Origin of the sequence: Mumia sp. Pv4-285 (genome assembly GCF_041320275.1) — a bacterium.
GTDB classification, from domain to species: domain Bacteria; phylum Actinomycetota; class Actinomycetes; order Propionibacteriales; family Nocardioidaceae; genus Mumia; species Mumia qirimensis.
Map to the genome: position 1 here is coordinate 3,036,730 of NZ_CP162023.1, position 19,430 is coordinate 3,056,159.

Annotated in this window: 20 protein-coding genes and 1 riboswitch; of the genes, 5 read left to right on the top strand and 15 right to left on the bottom strand. The window is 71.1% G+C overall.

The features are described from left to right. Positions 1–155: 155 nt before the first annotated feature. Together AB3M34_RS14640 and AB3M34_RS14645 are read left to right on the top strand one after the other, a co-directional pair. Positions 156–1,214, top strand: a complete 1,059-nt coding sequence (locus AB3M34_RS14640) for an NADP-dependent oxidoreductase (RefSeq protein ID WP_370614950.1) — start codon at positions 156–158, stop codon at positions 1,212–1,214. Then, positions 1,211–1,906 carry a hypothetical protein gene (locus AB3M34_RS14645; protein ID WP_370614952.1) on the top strand — a complete coding sequence of 232 codons (696 nt, stop codon included), beginning with the start codon at positions 1,211–1,213 and terminating at the stop codon, positions 1,904–1,906. The genes AB3M34_RS14640 and AB3M34_RS14645 overlap by 4 nt, the downstream gene beginning before the upstream one ends. Positions 1,907–1,930: 24 nt before the next feature. Here AB3M34_RS14645 and AB3M34_RS14650 read toward each other — a convergent pair whose 3' ends face one another. From AB3M34_RS14650 to AB3M34_RS14670, 5 genes are all read right to left on the bottom strand, one after another. Continuing rightward, positions 1,931–3,394 (bottom strand): FAD-dependent oxidoreductase, encoded by a 1,464-nt coding sequence (locus AB3M34_RS14650; protein WP_370614954.1) that lies wholly within the window; start codon positions 3,392–3,394, stop codon positions 1,931–1,933. Then, positions 3,391–4,338 carry a hypothetical protein gene (locus AB3M34_RS14655; protein ID WP_370614956.1) on the bottom strand — a complete coding sequence of 316 codons (948 nt, stop codon included), beginning with the start codon at positions 4,336–4,338 and terminating at the stop codon, positions 3,391–3,393. The genes AB3M34_RS14650 and AB3M34_RS14655 overlap by 4 nt, the downstream gene beginning before the upstream one ends. 102 nt (positions 4,339–4,440) lie before the next feature. Then, a complete protein-coding gene (locus AB3M34_RS14660) occupies positions 4,441–5,538 on the bottom strand; it encodes a branched-chain amino acid aminotransferase (RefSeq protein ID WP_370614957.1) in 1,098 nt (365 codons plus the stop codon). A gap of 47 nt (positions 5,539–5,585) precedes the next feature. Next, a complete protein-coding gene (locus tag AB3M34_RS14665) occupies positions 5,586–6,650 on the bottom strand; it encodes a 3-isopropylmalate dehydrogenase (RefSeq protein WP_370614959.1) in 1,065 nt (354 codons plus the stop codon). Between the two features lie 77 nt (positions 6,651–6,727). Continuing rightward, the gene (locus AB3M34_RS14670) at positions 6,728–6,865 is read right to left on the bottom strand and encodes a hypothetical protein (protein WP_370614961.1); all 138 of its coding nucleotides are present in this window, start codon (positions 6,863–6,865) and stop codon (positions 6,728–6,730) included. A gap of 298 nt (positions 6,866–7,163) precedes the next feature. On the opposite strand from AB3M34_RS14670, the gene AB3M34_RS14675 reads away from it, so the two are divergent. Continuing rightward, positions 7,164–7,727, top strand: coding sequence for an O-methyltransferase (locus AB3M34_RS14675; protein ID WP_370614963.1), 564 nt, complete (start codon positions 7,164–7,166; stop codon positions 7,725–7,727). Between the two features lie 4 nt (positions 7,728–7,731). Here AB3M34_RS14675 and AB3M34_RS14680 read toward each other — a convergent pair whose 3' ends face one another. After that, entirely contained in the window at positions 7,732–8,412 is a 681-nt protein-coding gene (locus AB3M34_RS14680; protein ID WP_370614965.1) for a YczE/YyaS/YitT family protein, read from the bottom strand. Between the two features lie 61 nt (positions 8,413–8,473). On the opposite strand from AB3M34_RS14680, the gene AB3M34_RS14685 reads away from it, so the two are divergent. Then, positions 8,474–9,916, top strand: coding sequence for a PLP-dependent aminotransferase family protein (locus tag AB3M34_RS14685; RefSeq protein ID WP_370614966.1), 1,443 nt, complete (start codon positions 8,474–8,476; stop codon positions 9,914–9,916). 77 nt (positions 9,917–9,993) lie between these two features. Here the strand turns inward: AB3M34_RS14685 and AB3M34_RS14690 are convergent, their stop codons facing one another. The 4 genes from AB3M34_RS14690 to thiM form a co-directional block, all read right to left on the bottom strand. Continuing rightward, complete coding sequence (locus tag AB3M34_RS14690; protein WP_370614967.1) at positions 9,994–10,674, bottom strand: TenA family protein; 681 nt, start codon at positions 10,672–10,674, stop codon at positions 9,994–9,996. Beyond that, entirely contained in the window at positions 10,671–11,474 is an 804-nt protein-coding gene (gene thiD, locus AB3M34_RS14695; RefSeq protein ID WP_370614969.1) for a bifunctional hydroxymethylpyrimidine kinase/phosphomethylpyrimidine kinase, read from the bottom strand. Before thiD ends, AB3M34_RS14690 begins: the two co-directional genes overlap by 4 nt. After that, positions 11,471–12,133, bottom strand: a complete 663-nt coding sequence (thiE, locus tag AB3M34_RS14700) for a thiamine phosphate synthase (protein WP_370614970.1) — start codon at positions 12,131–12,133, stop codon at positions 11,471–11,473. Before thiE ends, thiD begins: the two co-directional genes overlap by 4 nt. A gap of 14 nt (positions 12,134–12,147) precedes the next feature. Further along, the gene (thiM, locus tag AB3M34_RS14705) at positions 12,148–12,942 is read right to left on the bottom strand and encodes a hydroxyethylthiazole kinase (protein WP_370614972.1); all 795 of its coding nucleotides are present in this window, start codon (positions 12,940–12,942) and stop codon (positions 12,148–12,150) included. Next, positions 12,931–13,022, bottom strand: a riboswitch (TPP riboswitch). Its footprint overlaps the gene before it by 12 nt. A 104-nt stretch (positions 13,023–13,126) precedes the next feature. On the opposite strand from thiM, the gene AB3M34_RS14710 reads away from it, so the two are divergent. Continuing rightward, entirely contained in the window at positions 13,127–13,270 is a 144-nt protein-coding gene (locus tag AB3M34_RS14710; protein ID WP_370614974.1) for a hypothetical protein, read from the top strand. 116 nt (positions 13,271–13,386) lie between these two features. Here the strand turns inward: AB3M34_RS14710 and ilvC are convergent, their stop codons facing one another. The 5 genes from ilvC to AB3M34_RS14735 all read right to left on the bottom strand — a co-directional run bounded on the left by ilvC (position 13,387) and on the right by AB3M34_RS14735 (position 19,410). Beyond that, entirely contained in the window at positions 13,387–14,415 is a 1,029-nt protein-coding gene (gene ilvC / locus AB3M34_RS14715; protein ID WP_370614976.1) for a ketol-acid reductoisomerase, read from the bottom strand. Between the two features lie 81 nt (positions 14,416–14,496). After that, positions 14,497–15,033 carry an acetolactate synthase small subunit gene (gene ilvN / locus AB3M34_RS14720; protein WP_370614978.1) on the bottom strand — a complete coding sequence of 179 codons (537 nt, stop codon included), beginning with the start codon at positions 15,031–15,033 and terminating at the stop codon, positions 14,497–14,499. A 9-nt stretch (positions 15,034–15,042) separates the two neighbouring features. Continuing rightward, complete coding sequence (locus AB3M34_RS14725; RefSeq protein WP_370614979.1) at positions 15,043–16,812, bottom strand: acetolactate synthase large subunit; 1,770 nt, start codon at positions 16,810–16,812, stop codon at positions 15,043–15,045. A gap of 300 nt (positions 16,813–17,112) precedes the next feature. Continuing rightward, positions 17,113–18,801 carry a dihydroxy-acid dehydratase gene (gene ilvD, locus AB3M34_RS14730; protein WP_370614981.1) on the bottom strand — a complete coding sequence of 563 codons (1,689 nt, stop codon included), beginning with the start codon at positions 18,799–18,801 and terminating at the stop codon, positions 17,113–17,115. 57 nt (positions 18,802–18,858) lie between these two features. Then, positions 18,859–19,410, bottom strand: a complete 552-nt coding sequence (locus AB3M34_RS14735) for a hypothetical protein (protein ID WP_370614982.1) — start codon at positions 19,408–19,410, stop codon at positions 18,859–18,861. Positions 19,411–19,430: the final 20 nt, after the last annotated feature.

Below are 19,430 nucleotides of genomic sequence, written 5' to 3' on the forward strand. Positions count from 1 at the left end.
CCGGCGGGTCCTCCCGAACACAAGGCTGTGCCCATCAAAAAAGCCCCTCGGGGTACGAGAGGCTGGCGCGTCGGACCCGGGAGGTGGGTCAGACGCGCTGACTAATGACGACGCCGGTCACGCGATGCATACGGCCACTCTAGACTGGCCGGACCATGACTTCCAGCGCAGCCTCGGCCCCCACGACCCATCACAGCGTCCTCCTGGCCAGCCGGCCGCACGGCGAACCGACACCCGAGAACTTCACGATCGAGCGCACCCCGGTCCCCGAGCCGGGGCCGGACGAGGTGCTCCTGCGGACCATCTACCTCTCCCTCGACCCCTACATGCGCGGGCGCATGTCGGACGCGGAGTCGTACGACGAGCCCGTCCCCGTCGGGGGCGTGATGGTCGGCGGCACCGTCTCGGAGGTGGTCGCCTCGAACAGCGACCTCGTCACGGTCGGCGACTTCGTCATCGCCTTCACCGGCTGGCAGGAGTACGCCGTCGCGCCGGCGAACGCCGTACGCCGACTCGACCCGTCGCGCGCGCCGCTGTCGACCGCGCTCGGCGTGCTCGGCATGCCGGGCTTCACCGCGTACGCCGGTCTGCTCGAGATCGGTCGTCCGCAGCCGTCCGAGACGGTCGTCGTGGCGGCGGCTGCCGGCCCGGTCGGCTCCGCGGTCGGCCAGATCGCCCGCATCAAGGGCGCTCGCGCCGTCGGCATCGCCGGTGGGCCGGAGAAGGTCCGCTACGTCAAGGAAGAGCTCGGGTTCGACGTCGCGCTCGACCACCGCTCCCCCGACTTCGTCGACGAGCTCGCAGCGGCCACACCCGACGGGATCGACGTCTACTTCGAGAACGTCGGCGGCGCGGTCTTCGACGCCGTCCTCCCCCGGGTGAACGAGTTCGGTCGCATCCCACTGTGCGGCCTGATCGCGCAGTACAACGCCACCGCGCTGCCCGAGGGTCCGGACCGCTCCCCCGTCCTGCTGCGCCGCATCCTCACGCGCAGCCTCACCGTCCGCGGCTTCATCCAGCGCGAGTTCGTCAAGGCCCACTACCGGCAGTTCCAGGAGGACATGGCCGGCTGGATCGCCGACGGACGCGTCCGCTACCGCGAAGACGTCGTCGACGGCCTCGACAAGGCGCCGGAGGCGTTCCTCGGCATGCTTCGTGGCACGAACTTCGGCAAGCTCGTCGTGCAGGTCGGCCCGGACCCGACGAGGCCGTGAGCAGCGCGGTTCCGGCGCCGCGCAGCGTCGGTGCCCTGTACGTCGTCCTCACCGACGAGCCGATCGAGTCCGACCTGCCCGCTCCCCCGGTGCCACCGCCCAGCCTGCTGCTGGCGCGGGGGTCGAGCCCGAAGGCCGTCCGCTTCGCGGAGTCTCTGACGTACGCGACCGCGGTGTCGGCGGAGTCCGACCTGGCCGACGCGCTGGACCTGCAGCGGCGGACGCAGGCGTCGGCGCGCGCGCTCGCCGCCGAGCACGTCGGCGTGGTCGTGGACGCCGCCGTGCCCCGCCTGCTGGGTCCGCAGCCTCCGCACCCGGACGTGCTTCGCGCGAGCGAGTGGTTCGTGCTCGAGCGGCCGGACGAGACGACCACCGCGACCCACGGGCTGGCACGCTTCGGACTCCCCGAGCTGTACGTCGCCGACTCGGGCGACGCGGCACTGCCGATGGTCGACGCCGTGATCATGGGTGTCGCGCAGCGGGTGGTCGAGGAGTGGCCCGGCAACGATCCTGTCGGTCCGGCGACGGTGACGATGCGTGACATCGCCCGCGGCTACGGTGACGCGTCGGCCGGCGGGGACGACCCGACACTCACGCGGAGCATCGACGTCACGCTCGCGTACGACCCCCATGCCGACCGCCTCGCCGTGACCATGCACGACGACCCGGCTACGGCGCTGTTCGCTCCCTGAGCGCCACGAGCGCGTGAGCGGCGGTCACCGCCGGACGGACGCGCCGAGCTCGGCTCCGAGAAGCCGGCCGAAGGTGAGCGCGGGGGTGACGAGCATGCCGGAGCAAAAGCTGTTGCCGCAGGTCGCGCCGGCGCCGATCACCTCGCCGACGGCGTACAGGCCCTCGATCACCACCCCCGACTCGTCACGCACCGCGAACGACGCGTCGACGTCGAGGCCCTGGAAGGTCACGAGCGTGATCGCGTGGTTGCGGATCGCGTAGTACGGCGGTCGCGCGATCGGGGCAGGGAGGAACGTCCGTCCGTACGCGGGGTCGTGGCCGGCCTCGACCGCGCGGTTGTACGCGGCGACCGTCTCGACGAGGCCGGCGGCGTCGATGCCCGCCAGGTCGGCGAGGTCCGCGAGCGTGTCCGCGCGGTGCACGCCCGGTCGCGTGTTCATCATCGCGCGGACGTCGTCGGGCTCCTTGCCGACCACCAGCTGGCGCATCGTCCCACTCGCGGCCGACAGGGCGGCGTCGTCGAAGACCGTCCAGAACGTCCGGTCCACGACCTCGGCGAGGGCGCGCTCCTTGACGTCGATCGACTCCTCGTCCTCGGCGACCCAGCGGCGTCCGTCGCGATCCACGTAGATCTCCCACGGTGGCCGCTCACTGGTCAGCCGCTGCCGGTCGGCCCAGTTCGCGCGTCCGGGGGTGCGCGGATCCGGGAGGCCCCCGAACGTCGGGAGCGAGCTTCCCTGGCCCTGCAGTCGCGCGCCGACCGACCTGCCGAGGTGCAGTCCGTCCCCCGTCGCGGTGCGCGCGGCGGCCGAGACCAACGGCGCGCCCTCGAGCTCCAGGAAAAGGTCGGGATCGGCGCCGTAACCGCCGGTGGCCAGCACGACCGCGCCCGCCTGCACGGTGGTCTCGCGCCCGTCGCGGTAGACGCCGATGCCCGTGACCCTCCCGTCCGCGTCGGTGATCAGCTCGGTCACAGGCGCACTCGTCCACAGCGTGAGGTCGCTCTCGGCGCAGGCCCGCTCGAGCTCGGGCCGGAGCACCTCGAGCACGGACTGCCCCTCGTCGGTGCCGTAGTAGGTGCGCGCCTTCGTGTACGGCTCGTGCCCGTAGACGATCCGCGGCGTCTCCGGCGCGAACGCGAAGCCGTGGTCCTCCAGCCAGTCGACGGTCACCGCCGCCTCGTCCACCAGGACGTCCACGAGGTCCGATCGTGCCGTCCCATGACTGATGCGGGTGATGTCCGCCCGGTGCGCCTGCGGCGAGTCCTCGATGCCGTGCTCGTGCTGACGACGCGTGCCCGCCGCGGCCAGATGGCCGCCGCTCACGTGCAGGGTGCCGCCGGTGCGAGAGTCCTTCTCGACGAGCAGGACGCGCGCACCGGCGTCGGCGGCGTTCACGGCGCACGGGATGCCGGCCGTCCCCGCGCCGACGACCACCACGTCGTACGCGGTGGCAGCGGGCTTCACGCCGTCGTCGCGCGTCGTCACCACGCGACCCCGATCGCCTCGATGACGAGGTGCGGCACCTCGTACGGCGGCCGGAGCACCACGGTTCGGGTGGCGCCGAACGGGGCGAGGTCGAGTGCGACGACCTGCCCGGCCCGCTCCCCCGCGCGCCTCACGACCGCATCGAGCTCGTCGGTGATGACGACCGCGCCGAGCAGACCGCGCCGCGGCGGGACGGCACGTCCCTCCAGCGAGGCGCCGACCTCCGGGGGCAGACCGTAGTCGACGAGCCCGACGTACGACTCGCGTGCCGCGGTGCCCACGCAGCGGCCCGACATCCGCACCTCCTCGTCGACCCCCACCAGGCGCGCGACCGACGAGCCGTCGATCGCGTATCGGTGGACCACGGACCAGCGCAGCACGTCGGCGTAGAACGCGACCGCCGCCTCCACGTCGCCGACCGGCGCGGTGATCCCGAGAACCTCGCTCACGCGCCGGTCGGTGACCTCGACATAGCCGTCGAGCGACCCTGCTGCGCCGCTCAGCAACGCGACCTGGAGCGAGTCGGGGCCGTGGAGGTGCGCCTCCCGGAGGCCGGTGCCTGCCATGTCGTACGGCCCGGCAGGACCGGTCACCTCGTGCCCAAGGTCTCGTGCGTGCGCGGCGAAAACCTCGAGCTCGGGCGCGTAGTAGTCGACGACCTTGAAGGCGTCCCGGTCCACCGGCGAGGCGTCCTCGCGGACGGTCTGCTCGGCCGGCTCAGCGAAGCGGCACAGCACGGCGCCCGAGGCGACACCCGGGGTCTGCAAGGCCACCAGCTCGGTCGTACCGCTGCGCGGGCCGAGCAGCGCCACGGCCGCCGCCTCGTCGATGAGCGCACTGCCACGCTCGGTCGTACCCAGCACGTCGACGAACAGCCGGCGCTGCGCAGCCAGGTCGGAGGTCGAGACCAGCGGGCCGTAAAGACGAGACCGGGGTGGGGGCACCGAGACATCCTTCAGGACAGGCAGGAACGACAAGATCCCTGACGATGGAACGCCGTTCCATTGTCAGGGATCGTCGTCGTTCGCGGAAGACCGCCGCCGTTGTCAGGCGATGCGGTGCATCCAGCCGTGGGTGTCCTCGGCGCGGCCGTACTGGACGTCGATCAGGGCTTCGCGGATCGCCATCGTGACCGACCCGCTCTCGCTCGTGCTGGTCACGGCCTCGCCGTCGGGCCACCGCAGCGCACCGACCTGGGTCACGACCGCGGCCGTACCGCAGGCGAAGACCTCGGTCACACGACCACTGGCCGCACCGTCGATCCACTCGTCGATGCTGAAGCGTCGCTGCTCGACCCTGTAGCCGAGGTCGCTCGCGATCGTGCCGATCGCGTCGCGCGTGATGCCTTCGAGGATCGACTCGCTCGCCGGCGTCACGATCGTGCCGTCGTCGTGGACGAAGTAGAGGTTCATGCCGCCGAGCTCTTCGATCCACCGGTGCTCCTCGGAGTCGAGGAAGACCACCTGGTCGCAGCCGTGCTCGGCCGCGATCTGCTGCGGGAGGAGGCTCGACGCGTAGTTGCCGCCGCACTTCGCGGCACCGGTGCCGCCTGCGCCGGCACGGGCGTACTCGCGGGACAGCCAGATGTTGACCGGCTTCATGCCGCCGGCGAAGTAGGCACCGGCCGGCGAGGCGATCACGCAGTAGGTGACGTGCTTGCTCGGCCTGACACCGAGGAACGCCTCCGACGCGTACATGAACGGACGCAGGTAGAGGCTGGTCTCACCGCCGGTCGGCACCCACGAGCGGTCGGTGGTGACAAGCGCGTCGATCGACCCGATGAACCAGTCCTGCGGGAGCTCCGGGAGCGCGAGCCGGTGGGCGGAACGCTGGAACCGGGCGGCATTGGCGTCAGGACGGAAGGTCCAGACCGAGCCGTCGGCGTGCGCGTACGCCTTGAGACCCTCGAAGATCTCCTGCGCGTAGTGCAGGACCGCCGTGGCCGGGTCGAGCATGAGCGGACCGTACGGCTTCACCGTCGGGTCGGCCCAGCCGGTCTCCGGCGTCCACTCCGACGTGAACATGTGGTCGGTGAAGTGGACCCCGAACCCGGGGTTGGCGAGGATCTCCGTACGGCGCTGGTCGGACACCGGGGAGGGGCTGGGCTCCAACGCGTAGGAGAAGGCGTCGGTAGAGGTGGTCATGAGGGGCACGGTACTTGACCTTTCGGACGGAGACGAGGGGGGACGAGTCACTCCCCGGGTACGTCACCGGCCACACGCGCCGCGATGGCCTCCCCCACCTCCTTGGTGGTGCGTCGGCCCGAACGGGCAGTGATGTCGGCGGCGACCGCGCGGTCGATCTGGGCAGCCGCCTCGGGCAGCCCGAGGTGGTCGAGCATCAGCGCGACCGAGCCGATCGCGGCCGTCGGGTCGGCGATGCCCTGCCCGGCGATGTCGGGAGCCGAGCCGTGGACCGGCTCGAACATGCTCGGCGCCGTACGGTCGGGGTTGATGTTGCCGCTCGCCGCCAGGCCGATACCGCCGGAGATGGCGCCCGCGAGGTCGGTGAGGATGTCGCCGAACAGGTTGTCGGTGACGATGACGTCGAAGCGAGCCGGGTCGGTGACCAGGAAGATGGTCGCGGCGTCGACGTGGAGGTAGTCGACGGCGACCTCGGGGAACTCCGGGGCGACGGCGTCGACGATGCGCGACCAGACGGCTCCCGCGTGGACCAGCACGTTCGTCTTGTGGACGAGGGTGAGCTTCTTGCGGCGAGCCTGCGCACGGGTGAAGGCGTCGCGGACGACGCGCTCCACGCCGAAGGCGGTGTTGAGGCTGACCTCGGTGGCGACCTCGTGCGGCGTGTCGGCACGGAGGCGGCCGCCGTTGCCGACGTACGGGCCCTCGGTGCCCTCGCGGACGACGACGAAGTCGACCCCGTCGGCGTCGCGCAGCGGTGAGTCGACCTGCGGGTACGTCTTGGTGGGACGCAGGTTCACGTAGTGGTCGAGCTCGAAGCGCAGCCGCAGGAGGAGGTTGCGCTCCAGGAGCCCGGCGGGGAGGCGGGGGTCGCCCGGCTTGCCGCCGATCGCTCCGAGAAGGATCGCGTCGTGGCCGCGGATCTCGGCCAGCGTCGCGTCGGAGATGACCTCTCCCGTCTCGATGTAGTGCTCCGCGCCCAGGACGTACGGCGTCTGCTCGAACGTCACGTCGTGGATGCGTGCGACCTCGTCGAGGACGCGGGTCGCCTCGGCGACGACCTCGGGACCGATCCCGTCTCCGGGGATCACGGCCAGGGAGAAGCTGCGTGTCATGGCTCGTACTCTACTCAAGGCGTCCCAGCATCTGATACTGGGATCTCGGATGTCGGATGGTCACACGACAGGACGGGTCAGTTGTCGTCCGGTCGTGGACCACCGTTGTCGCGGAGGTCGAGCGCGGTCTGCACCGGGTTCCGGGGACCCTCGTCGCGGCTCTCGTCTGACCAGTGGCGGCTCGGGCCCCACTCGGCGTAGTCCATCTCGTACATCGGTCCATCTCCTGTTCGTGTCGGTTCTGTGCGGTAGCCGGTGGCACTGGGAACCGATTCGCCGAACGGGAGGAAAGAGGTGCGGTGCGGGATCCTCGCTGCGGGTCGTCGGCCAACGCCAAGCTCCGCGGCGAGGTGTCGGCCTAAGAGGCCTCGCCGCGGCAGTCGAGGAATACGACGTCGATCCGCATGATGGATCGACCGTACGTCGCGTTTCCGCGGTGCGCTACCGGTTCTGCGATGGATCTCGCTGACTGAGACCGGTGTCCGGACTCTGGCGGTGTGACAGACTCGAACCGTGAGCGCCCCCAACGAAGTTCCGCCCCTCGTCGCGCGCGCCCTCGACCTCTCGCGGCGCCGTGGCTTCATCACGGCGACCCGCAACGAGACGGGCCGCCTTCTCGCCGCGCTCGCCGCGTCACGGACGGGCACCCTGGCCGAGCTCGGCACCGGGTGCGGGGTCGGATCCGCGTGGCTGTCCAGCGGCGTCGCCGAAGATGCGCACATCGTCAGCGCCGAGCTCGACCCGAAGCTCGCCGAAGCGGTCCAGGACCTCTTCTCGGACACCCCGTCGATCGAGGTCACCTCGGGCGACTGGAGTGCGCTCGAGAAGCACGCGCCGTTCTCCCTGCTGTTCGTCGACGTGCGTGACGTCAAGCGCAGCGTCGATCTGGTCGCCGACCTGATGGAGCCGGGCGGCATCGCCGTGCTCGACGACTTCACGCCGTCGTACACGTGGCCCCCGATCTACGAGGGACGCGTCGACGTCGTCCGCGAGCAGTGGCTCACCGACGAGCGCTTCATCGCGGTCGAGGTGATGGTCGCGCCCGACGCGTCCGTCATCCTCGCGACCCGGGTCTGACCCTCTAGCTCGCCGGCAGCGCGGCAGCCGCCTCGTCCTCGGGGGCATTCATCCGCACCTGGACGAGCGGCAGGAACGCCTGCACGATCGGTCCGATCGCGAGCGCGTACAGCACCGTCCCGACCCCGACGGTGCCGCCGAGCAGCCAGCCGAGCGCGAGGACCGTGATCTCGACCGAGGTCCGCATCAGCCGGACGCTGTAGCCGGTACGGCGTACGAGACCGAGGAAGAGACCGTCACGCGGGCCCGGGCCGAGGTGGGCACCGATGTAGAGCGCCCCGGCGAGCCCGTTGAGCACCACGCCGGCGACCAGCATCGCTGCTCGCGCCACCAACGAGTCGGGCTGCTCGAACAGCGCGATGCCCTGGTCGACCGCGATGCCGATCAGGACCACGTTGAGCACCGTGCCGATCCCAGGCCACTGGCGCAGCGGGATCCACAGCAGCAGGACGAACGCCCCGACCACCATCGTGATCTGGCCGAACGTCAGCGGCAGGTACTGGGTCAGCCCCTCGTGGAAGACGTCCCACGGGTCGAGCCCGAGTCCTGCCTCGACCATCAGCGCCATCGACCAGCCGTAGAGCAGCAGGCCGAAGACCAGCTGCGGGAGGCGTCGTACGAGGCGACCGGTTCGCAGCTGCTCGACCGGAGAGACGGACACAGGGGTGTATGCGGGACGCGCCATGTCCCCATTCTGCGTGTGATTGGCCTACGTTTCGATAGCCAATCATGGAATAGTGGCTTACATGGCTCCCACCTCTCAGCTCTCCGCCGACCGCCTTCGAGCGCTGCTCGACGTCTCGGCCGAGGATCCACCGGGCTACCGGGAGCTCTCCGACCTGGTGCGCCTGCTCGTCCTCGACGGACGCATCCCCGCCGGCACACGTCTTCCCAGCGAGCGCGATCTCACCTCGGCACTGCCCGTCAGCCGCACCACGGTCACCCGGGCGTACGCCATGCTCCGCGACGCGGGCCTGCTCGTCTCACGCCGCGGCTCCGGCAGCGTCGTCGCACTCCCCCGCGGCAGCCGCCCGCCGTTCATGCCCGCCCCCGGGTCGTCGATGGTCGGATGGACGATCGCCGCCGGACACGCCGCCCCGGGAGTCGGCCTGGCGTACGGCCGGGCGCTCGAACAGCTGCCCGCCTACCTCACCGAGACCGGGTACGAGACCACCGGCATCCCGGTGCTCCGGGAGCTCGTCGCGCAGCGCTACCTCGAGCGCGGCCTCCCCACCGACCCCGACCAGATCATCATCACCTCCGGCGCACAGTCAGCACTCACGCTCCTCGCCCGTACGCTCGCCGCGCGCGGCGACCGCGTCGCCGTGGAGAGTCCGACGTACCCGAACGCGATCGACGCACTGCGCCGCAGCGGCCTCCGCGTGCTGGGCGTCCCGCACGACGGTCACCGGCTCGACCTCGACGCGCTCGCGGCGTCCGTGCGGGCGGCCCCGGTCGCCTGGGCGTACCTCATCCCCGACTTCCAGAACCCGACCGGCACCTTGATGGACGACATGACGCGCCACGACGTCGCCTCCATCCTGCGCCGATCGACCACCACGCCGATCGTCGACGAGACGATGGCAGAGCTGTCGCTGGACGTCGACGAGCAGGCCATGCCCGTCCCCCTCGCCGCGCACCACCCCGGCGCGATCACGCTCGGCTCGGCGAGCAAGACCTTCTGGGGTGGCCTGCGGATCGGGTGGATCCGCGCCCCTCACGCGGTCGTGCCGAGGCTGGTCGCTGCCCGCGAGACGGTCGACATCGGGACGCCGATCCTCGAGCAGCTCGCCGTCGCCGAGCTGCTCCGCGTCCGCCGCGAGGTGCTCGACGGCCGGCGCGAGCGCCTTCGCGCGCGCCGCGACGAGCTGGTGAGGGTGCTGCGCGAGCGGCTCCCGGACTGGGGGCTCAACGCGCCGGTGGGCGGACTGTCCCTGTGGGTCCGGCTCCCCGCGCGGGCGTCAAGCCGGCTCGTGGTCGCCGCGGAGGCGCACGACCTGCTCCTCACCGCCGGCCCGCGCTTCTTCGCCGACGGCGGAGGCGAGACCTCGTTGCGGCTGCCCTACGCCCGCAGCGCCGAGCACCTCGCGGACGGCGTCGACCGGCTGGCCCTCGCCTGGGACGCCGTCGTCGCCGGCCGCGCCGCACCCTCGACGCCGTCACGTCGCCGCCCCGCGCTCACCGCCTGACGTGCGTATCGACCTTTCGTATCGACATCACCACCGTGCCCTGGTCGCAACGTCTTTACGCCACGTCTCAGTGCGGGTCAGGGCTTCGGCCAGGCCTCCCCACGCCACGAGGCGTCCCAGAACATCCACTCGAACCGCGTCGCCCGGGCGTACGCGGCCAGCATCGCCTCGCGACGACCGTCGGTGGTCGCCGCGGCGAGCCTGTCGGCCCACTCCTCGACACGCGTGACGGCAGCGTCGAACGCCGGGTCGGAGTAGGTGTCGATCCAGGCCCGGAACGGGTGTGCGTGGTCATCGGCCTGCGCCGCGATCGCGCGGCCGACCTCGAGGTACACCCGGAAGCACGGCAGCACCCCCGCGAGCCCGACCTCGACGGGCGCGTACGCCGCATCGGCGAGCAGCGTGCCGACGTACGCCCGGCACGTCGGCGTCGGCTCGGCCGCGTCGGGGGCGTCGGGGTCGATGCCGAGCGGGGCGAGGAAGCCCTGGTGGAGCAGCCGCTCCGCCTCCACGGCGTCCGCGGCGCCCCGCGCCAGCTCGGCCGAGAGCGCCGGGTCACCGGCACGCGCCGACAGCATGGCCAGCGTCCTCGCGTACTGCGCGAGGTAGTGGGCGTCGTCGAGCAAGTAGCGGGCGAACACCTCCGGCGGGAGCGACCCGTCCGCCAGCCCTGTCACGAACGGGTGGGCCATGATCGCGTCGTACCAGCCGGCGACGTGCGTCCACGCCGACTGCGAGAAGCGTGCCGGGCTCGTCACTGGTGCATCCTCCACAGGTGGTCGACCGGGCCGTTGCCGTGCCCGACGGAGTGCTCGGCACCGCTGAGGAGGGCGCCCGTGAGGTAGGCCTTCGCGTCGGCGACGGCCTCGCGGAGCGGGAGCCCGAGCGCCAGTCCGGTGGCGATCGCCGACGAGAGCGTGCAACCGGTCCCGTGCGTGTTGGGGGTCGAGACCCGCGCCGCCTCGAAGCTGCGGACGCCGTCGGCGTCGGCCAGCACGTCGACGCTCAGGTCGCCACCGAGGTGCCCGCCCTTGACGAGCGCCGCTGCCGCACCGACCTCGCGCAGCGCGTACGCCGCCTCGGCGAGCCCGTCGACGTCCTTCGCCGGGTCGGCACCGACGAGGACGGCAGCCTCCGGGACGTTAGGGGTGACGACCGTGGCGAGCGGGACCAGCATCGTACGGATCGCGTCCACCGCGTCCGACGGGACGAGCCGGTCGCCGGACGTCGCGACCATCACCGGGTCGAGGACGATCGGCACGTCGGCGTCCGCGAGGGCGACCGACACCGCGACCACGACGTCAGCCGTCCCGAGCATGCCGATCTTGACGGCACCGACGTCCAGGTCGTCGAGGACCGAGCGGATCTGGTCGGCGACGAAGTCGGGCGGCACGGACTGGATGCCGGTCACACCACGGGTGTTCTGCACGGTCAGGGCCGTCACCACCGCGGCGCCGTACGCCCCGAGCGCCGTCGCCGTCTTGAGATCGGCCTGGATGCCGGCGCCCCCCGACGGGTCGGATCCGGCGATCGACAGCATCACGGGAACGTCGCTCATGACGACCATCCTGGGGCGGCAGCGACAGCCGCGTCCACCTGGGCTCGCAGCGTCCACGCGGCGGCACCCGGGTCGGCGGACGAGCAGATCGCGGACACGACGCAGACCCCGTCCGCGCCCGCTTCGACGACCGATGCCGCGTTGGCGGCCGTGATGCCGCCGATCGCGACGAGCGGGAGGCGCGACGGGACCGCGTCGCGCAGCCGACGAACCCCGTCGAGTCCCCACGGCGTGGTCGTGTCGGGCTTCGTGGGCGTCGGCCAGACCGGGCTGACCGCGAGGTAGTCGCAGGCGTCCAACGCCGACGTGTCGTCGAGCTGGGTGAGGTCGTGCAACGACCAGCCGATCACAGCCCCCTCGCCGAGCGCGGCACGCGCATCAGCGGGGTGCAGGTCGTCCGGCCCGACGTGCAGGCCCGCACCGGGGATCGCACGCGCCGCTTCCAGGTCGTCGTTGACGACGAACGTGACACCCGACCCGACCAGCCGTTCGACCATCCGCTTGCCGACCCGCACGACCTCGTCCCGGGAACCGACCTTGTCGCGCAGCTGGACCGTGGTCACGCCGCCCGCGGCAGCGGCCACGACCACGTCCACCAGGTCGACACCCGGCGGGACGTCACCCGTGACGAGGTAGAGGCGCAGGTCGGCGCGATCCACGGCCGCGCCTCCGGTCACCGACGTGCGACGACGCCGGCGACCGCGGCCGACGGCAGCGTCGAGAGCGCATCGAGCAGGCGCCAGCGCAGCGACCCCGGACCCTCCGCGAGCAGTGCGGCCTGCTCGATGGCGGCAGTCAGGATCGCGAGCGCCGACGCCGACGCCTCGAACGAGTCGTCGTGGACCGCGCAGCAGGCGGCGACCAGCGCGCTCGCCGAGCAGCCGAGCGCGGTGATCATCGGAGCGCGGTCGTCGCCGCCGATGACGTGCGCCGTACGCGTGCCGTCGGTGACCACGTCGACCACACCGGTCATCGCGACGACGGTGTCGAGCTTCGACGCGAGCGCCTCTGCGTCGGCGCGGACGTCAGCGGTGTCGGCATCGGCGTCGACCCCGCGTCCTGCCCCGGTCGACGTCGCGATCGCGAGGATCTCGCTCGCGTTGCCCCGGATGACCGTCGGACGGTGCTCGACCAGCAGGGCGGCGGTCTCGCGGCGGTAGGTGGTCGCCCCGACCGCCACCGGGTCGAGGACCCACGGCTTGCCGGCGGCGGACGCGACCTCGACGGCCGCGAGCATCCCGTCGACCCACGGCGGCGACAAGGTGCCGATGTTCGCGACGACGGCCTGGGCGAGACCCGCGAACTCGCCGGCCTCCCGCGCGTCGTGCACCATCGCCGGCGACGCACCCGCCGCGTTGAGCAGGTTGGCGGCGATGTCCATCGACACGTAGTTCGTGATGACCTGCACCAGCGGCCCGCGGGACCGCAGCTGGTCGTGGACGTGGACAGCAGTCTGTGGATCGAGCATCAGGCTCCCTCTCGCCGGTATGACCCGGATCAGGTTCGTCGGGTGTGTTCTCAGCCTCGTGGGCACCCCGGCCGTGCAGTTGTGGAGACGATAACAGAGCGGGATCAACCCTTTCGGAGACCCTCGTACGACCGGTACGGTGCCGGGCACCGGCCCGACTCCATCCCCGAGGGGTACGCACGCCATGCACTCCGCCCGCCGTCTCCGCCGCGCCTATCGTCGCGGCGGCACCCACGAGGTCTACCTCGCCACCCGCCGATGGCTCGCCCGTCTCATCTACCCCGGCGAGATCCCCCGCCCGCCGCGCAGGCGCGACCCGGCGTCCTGAGACTCCGGGTCGCGACACGACGACGGCGGTGAGCCTGGTCCCAGCCGCCGAGGCGTCGTGGGACCGGGCTCACCGCCGGTCGGTTCGTGCGTACGCGGTGCGTCCGCGCGCGAGGGTCAGCGCGCTGCTGTGCCCTCGGTGTAGTCGTCGTCCGCGCTCTTGACCCACGCCATGAGCTTGCGCAGCTCACGACCCGTGGTCTCGATCGGGTGCACCTCGCCCTCCGCGCGGAGCTTCTTGAACTCCGGAGCACCGGCGTCCTGGTCGGCGATGAACCGCTCCGCGAACGCGCCGTTCTGGATGTCGGCGAGAACGGCCTGCATGTTCTCCTTGACGCGCGGATCGATCACCCGCGGGCCGGAGACGTAGTCGCCGTACTCGGCCGTGTCCGAGACCGACCAACGCTGCTTGGCGATGCCGCCCTCGTACATGAGGTCGACGATCAGCTTCAGCTCGTGGAGCACCTCGAAGTAGGCGACCTCGGGCTGGTAGCCGGCCTCGGTGAGCGTCTCGAAGCCGTACATGATCAGCTGCGACGCGCCGCCGCAGAGGACGGCCTGCTCGCCGAAGAGATCGGTCTCGGTCTCCTCGGTGAAGGTCGTCTTGATGCCACCGGCACGCAGGCCTCCGATCGCCTTCGCGTACGAGAGGGCGAGCGGCCAGGCGTTGCCGGTCGCGTCCTGCTCGACGGCGACGAGCACGGGCACGCCGCGACCCTCGACGTACTCGCGACGGACCAGGTGACCCGGACCCTTGGGCGCGATCATGCCGACGTCGACACCGGCCGGGGGCTTCACGTAGCCGTAGCGGATGTTGAAGCCGTGACCGAAGATCAGTGCGTCACCGTCGTTCAGGTTCGGCTCGATCGCCTCGGCGTACAGCGAACGCTGCGCCGGGTCCGGAGCGAGGACGACGATGACGTCGGCCTCGGCGCACGCCTCTGCCGGGGTGAGCACCCGGAGGCCCTCGTTCTCGGCCTTCACACGGCTCTTCGAGCCCTCGGGCAGACCGACGCGGACGTCGACGCCGGAGTCGCGCAGCGACAGCGCGTGGGCGTGGCCCTGGCTGCCGTAGCCGAGGACGGCCACGCTGCGGCCCTGGATGACGCTCAGGTCGGCGTCGTCGTCATAGAACAGCTCAGGCACGGGGTTACTCCTTCTCGTGGTGCCGAGTGGCACCGGTGTGGTGCCGTTTTGCAAGAGGTGCGGCCGACTACGACCGTACGCTCAGGCGGACTGGGTGGAGGATCCGGGGACGGTACGGAGGGTGCGGTCGGTGATCGACCGACCGCCGCGACCGATCGCGACACGACCGGACTGGGCGATCTCGCGGATCCCGAACGGCTCGAGGACGCGCAGCATCGCCGCGAGCTTGCCGGGGTCCCCGGTGGCCTCGATGGTCACCGCGTCGACCGCGACGTCGACGACCTTCGCGCGGAACAGCTGGACGGTCTCGAGGACCTGGCCGCGCGTCTGCGCGTCGGCACGGACCTTGATCAGCATCAGCTCGCGCTCGACGGCGTGCGCCGGCTCGAGCTCGACGATCTTGAGGACGTTGACGAGCTTGTTGAGCTGCTTGGTGACCTGCTCGAGAGGCAGCTCGTCCACGTTCACGACGATCGTCATCCGCGAGATCTCGGGGATCTCTGTCTCGCCGACGGCGAGGGACTCGATGTTGAAGCCGCGCCGCATGAACAGGCTCGCGGTGCGGGCGAGAACACCGGGGGTGTTCTCCACCAGGACGGACAGGGTGTGCTTGGTCATGCCTGCTCCTCAGAGCTCCTCGTCGCCGAAGTCGGGCGCCATGTCGCGCGCGATCTGGATCAGGTCGTTGCTGAGGCCCGCCGGGACCATCGGCCACACCATGGCGTCGCGGTGCACGACGAAGTCGATCACCACGGGCACGTCGTTGATCGACATCGCCTTCGCGATCACGTCGTCGAGGTCCTCGGCACGCTCGCACCGCAGGCCCACGCAGCCGTAGGCGTCGGCGAGCTTGACGAAGTCGGGGATGCGCGCCGCATCAGACCCGGTCTGCAGGTCGGTGTTGGAGTAGCGGCCCTCGTAGAAGAGCGTCTGCCACTGCCGGACCATGCCGAGCGACGAGTTGTTGATGACGGCGACCTTGATCGGGATGCCCTCGAGCGCGCACGTCGCGAGCTCCTGGTTCGTCATCTGGAAACAGCCGTCACCGTCGATCGCCCACACGACCTCTCCGGCACGGGCGACCTGCGCACCCATCGCCGCCGGCACGGAGAAGCCCATCGTGCCCATGCCGCCGGAGTTGATCCAGCGCGCGGGACGCTCGTGCTGGATGAAGTTCGCGGCCCACATCTGGTGCTGGCCGACCCCCGCGGTGTAGGTGGCCCCCGGGCCCGCGATCTCGCTGATCCGCTGGATGACGCGCTGCGGCGACAGCGTGCCGTCGTCGGGCTCGTCGTATCCGAGGGGGAAGCGGGTCCGCAGCGCCTGCATCTGCTCGCGCCACGGGGCGTACCTGTCATGCGCGGAGTCCGCGGGGCCCTCGGCGTACGCCGCCTGGAGGGCGACCACGAGGTCCGCGATCACCTCGCGGCAGTCGCCCACGATCGGCACGTCGGCGGTGCGGTTCTTGGAGATCTCGGCCGGGTCGATGTCGGCGTGGATCACCTTCGCGCCGGGTGCGAACGAGGCGAGATCACCGGTCACCCGGTCGTCGAAGCGCGCGCCGAGCGAGATCAGCAGGTCGCTCTTCTGCAGCGAGGCAACCGCGGCGACGGTGCCGTGCATGCCCGGCATGCCGAGGTGGAGGTCGTGGCTGTCGGGGAAGGCGCCGCGGGCCATCAGGGTGGTGATGACCGGGATGCCCGTCATCTCGGCGAGCACTTTCAGCTCGGTCGACGCATTGGCCTTGACGACGCCTCCGCCGACGTACAGCACTGGGCGGGAGGCGGCAGCGATGAGCCGAGCCGCCTCACGAACCTGCTTGCCGTGCGGCTTGGTCGTGGGGCGGTAGCCGGGGAGGTGGAGCTCGGTCGGCCACGTGAACGTGGTCATGGCCTGGAGGGCGTCCTTGGAGACATCGACGAGGACCGGGCCCGGTCGGCCCGTCGCTGCGATGTGGAACGCCTCGGCGACCGCGCGCGGGATCTCGGCGGGATCGGTCACGAGGTAGCTGTGCTTGGTGATCGGCATCGTGATGCCTCGGATGTCGGCCTCCTGGAAGGCGTCCGTACCGATCGCGCGGCTCGCGACCTGACCGGTGACGGCGACCATGGGGACGGAGTCCATGTAGGCGTCGGCGATCGCGGTGACGAGGTTGGTCGCGCCGGGGCCGGAGGTCGCCATGCACACGCCGACCCGGCCGCTCGCGACGGCGTAGCCCTGGGCCGCGTGACCGGCGCCCTGCTCGTGGCGGACGAGGATGTGGCGGATCTGCTGGGAGTCCATCAGCGGGTCGTAGGCCGGAAGGATCGCGCCGCCCGGAATGCCGAACACGACCTCGACACCGGCGTGCTCCAACGCCCGGACGAGGCTCTGGGCCCCCGTGATCTGTTCGCTCATCACTGTCCCTTCATGCTGACCGGCTGCGGTGCCGGTTCGTTCGGGTGGGCGGCTGCCCGGTGTGCTGCTGTCGTCTCGATAGCCGTGGTGACAAGAAAAAACCCCCCGGCCCACCTGGGCATTCGAGGGGTGACGCGGGACCGGTGACCGGTGACGCGTCAGTGACGTACGAGAAGAAGGTTGCGCACGAGTCAAGAGTGCGCGACGCGCCGGTGACGGTCAAGCCAGCGTCGAGCCGATCTCAAATAGCGAGACCGCCGTCCCACATGACGGCGGCCTCACTGCGGTTCCGGTGCCGGGTCAGCCGAGGACGGCGCCGTCCGCGGCCGAGCCGACCAGCTTCGCGTACTTCGCGAGGACGCCGCGCGGCGGGACGACCGGCAGCCGCGGCTCCCAGCCGACCCTGCGCCGCTCCAGGTCGTCGGGGTCGATGTCCACATCCAGGCGACGGTTGGCCACGTCGAGCGTGATCGGATCGCCGTCGCGCACGAACGCGATGGGGCCTCCGTCGACGGCCTCGGGCGCGACGTGCCCGACGCACAGCCCCGTCGTACCGCCCGAGAAGCGCCCGTCGGTCAGGAGCAGGATGTCCTTGCCGAGGCCGGCGCCCTTGATCGCCCCGGTGATCGCGAGCATCTCGCGCATGCCGGGACCGCCCTTCGGTCCCTCGTACCGGATGACGACGACGTCGCCGGCGACGATCGTGCCGTCCTCGAGCGCGTCCATCGCCGCGCGCTCGCCGTCGAAGACACGCGCGGTGCCGGTGAAGACCGACTCGTCGAACCCTGCGCTCTTCACGACCGCACCCCGCGGCGCGAGCGTGCCCTCGAGGATCGTCAGCCCCCCGGTCGCATGGATCGGGTTGTCGAGACTGCGGATCACGTCTCCGTCGATCGCCGTCTTGACGAGGGCGTCGAGGTTCTCGGCCATCGTCTTGCCGGTGACGGTCAGGGTGTCGCCGTTCATGAGACCCGCGTCGAGCAGCGCCTTCATGATCACCGGGATCCCACCGACCTTGTCGACGTCGTTCATGACGTAGCGGCCGAACGGCTTGAGGTCACCGAGGTGCGGGACCTTCTCGCCGATCCGGACGAAGTCGTCGAGCGTCAGGTCGACCTCGGCCTCGCGGGCGATCGCGAGGAGGTGGAGCACAGCGTTGGTCGACCCTCCGAGCGCCATGACGACGGCGATCGCGTTCTCGAAGGCGGGCTTCGTCATGATCTGGCGCGCCGTGATGCCCTCACGCAGCAGGTTGACGACGGCCTCGCCGGAGCGGCGGGCGAACCCGTCGCGGCGGCTGTCGACCGCCGGAGGGGCGGCGGATCCGGGCAGCGACATGCCGAGAGCCTCGGCGACCGAGGCCATCGTGTTGGCGGTGTACATGCCACCGCAGGCACCCTCCCCCGGACAGATCGCGCGCTCGATGCGGTCGACCTCGTCACGCGTGATGAGGCCCTTCACGCACGCACCGACGGCCTCGAAGGCGTCGATGATCGTGACGTCCTTGCCGTCGACCTGGCCGGGCATGGTCGAGCCTGCGTACAGGAAGACGCTGGAGAGGTCGAGGCGTGCGGCCGCCATCAGCATGCCGGGCAGGCTCTTGTCGCACCCCGCGAGCAGGACCGACCCGTCGAGGCGCTCGGCCATCATCACGGTCTCGACCGAGTCGGCGATCACCTCGCGCGACACCAGCGAGTAGTGCATGCCCTCGTGCCCCATCGAGATGCCGTCGGAGACCGAGATGGTGCCGAACTCGAGCGGGTATCCGCCCGCCGCGTGCACACCGTTCTTCACCGCTCCTGCGAGCCGGTCGAGCGAGAGGTTGCAGGGGGTGATCTCGTTCCAGCTCGACGCGACGCCGATCTGGGGCTTTTCCCAGTCGTCGTCTCCCATGCCGACGGCACGGAGCATGCCGCGTGAAGCGGTGCTCTCCAGACCGTCGGTCACGTCGCGGCTGCGGGGCTTGATGTCGGGGGTCTCGGACGCCATGCGTGCAAGATTACGACCGCTGCGGCCGCGGCGGTCCGCTGGTATCGCGGTGCGGACTCAGCGGCGGGGGTCGAGCACGTACGGCGCGAAGGCGAGGTAGACGCACGCCACGGCCCAGATCACGCTGATCATGGTGCCGATGATGAAGCGCTCAGCAGCGCCGGAGCGCTCCTTGACCTTCAGCTCGGGGTAGCGCCCGAGGCCCTTCACGGCGAGCACGATCGCAACGCCCTCGGGCCAGCGCGCAGCGAGCGACCCGAACACCGCCAGCCGCTCGAGTGCCCCGACCCACGCACCCCCGCGCAGGACCTCGGCGGCCGCCGTGACCGTTCGGCCGGGCGTGTCCGAGGAGCGAGAGGCGTCGATGGTCTCGAAGGCGGCCGTCGTGACGACACCGCCGCCGAGGACGGCGAGCACCATCGCGAAAAGCACGAGGATGTCGTGCTGCACCCCCGTCACCGGGTCCTCGAAGATGGTCGCGACGACGCCGAACGCGACGGCGACGGCGAGGAGCGCACCGACGATGCGCTGGGCGAGCTCGGTGCGTGCGAAGGCAGATCCGACGACAGCGAGGCACGCAGCCGCGATCACCAGCACGTAGGTCGTCATGGGCGCACTCCTCGTGGCTG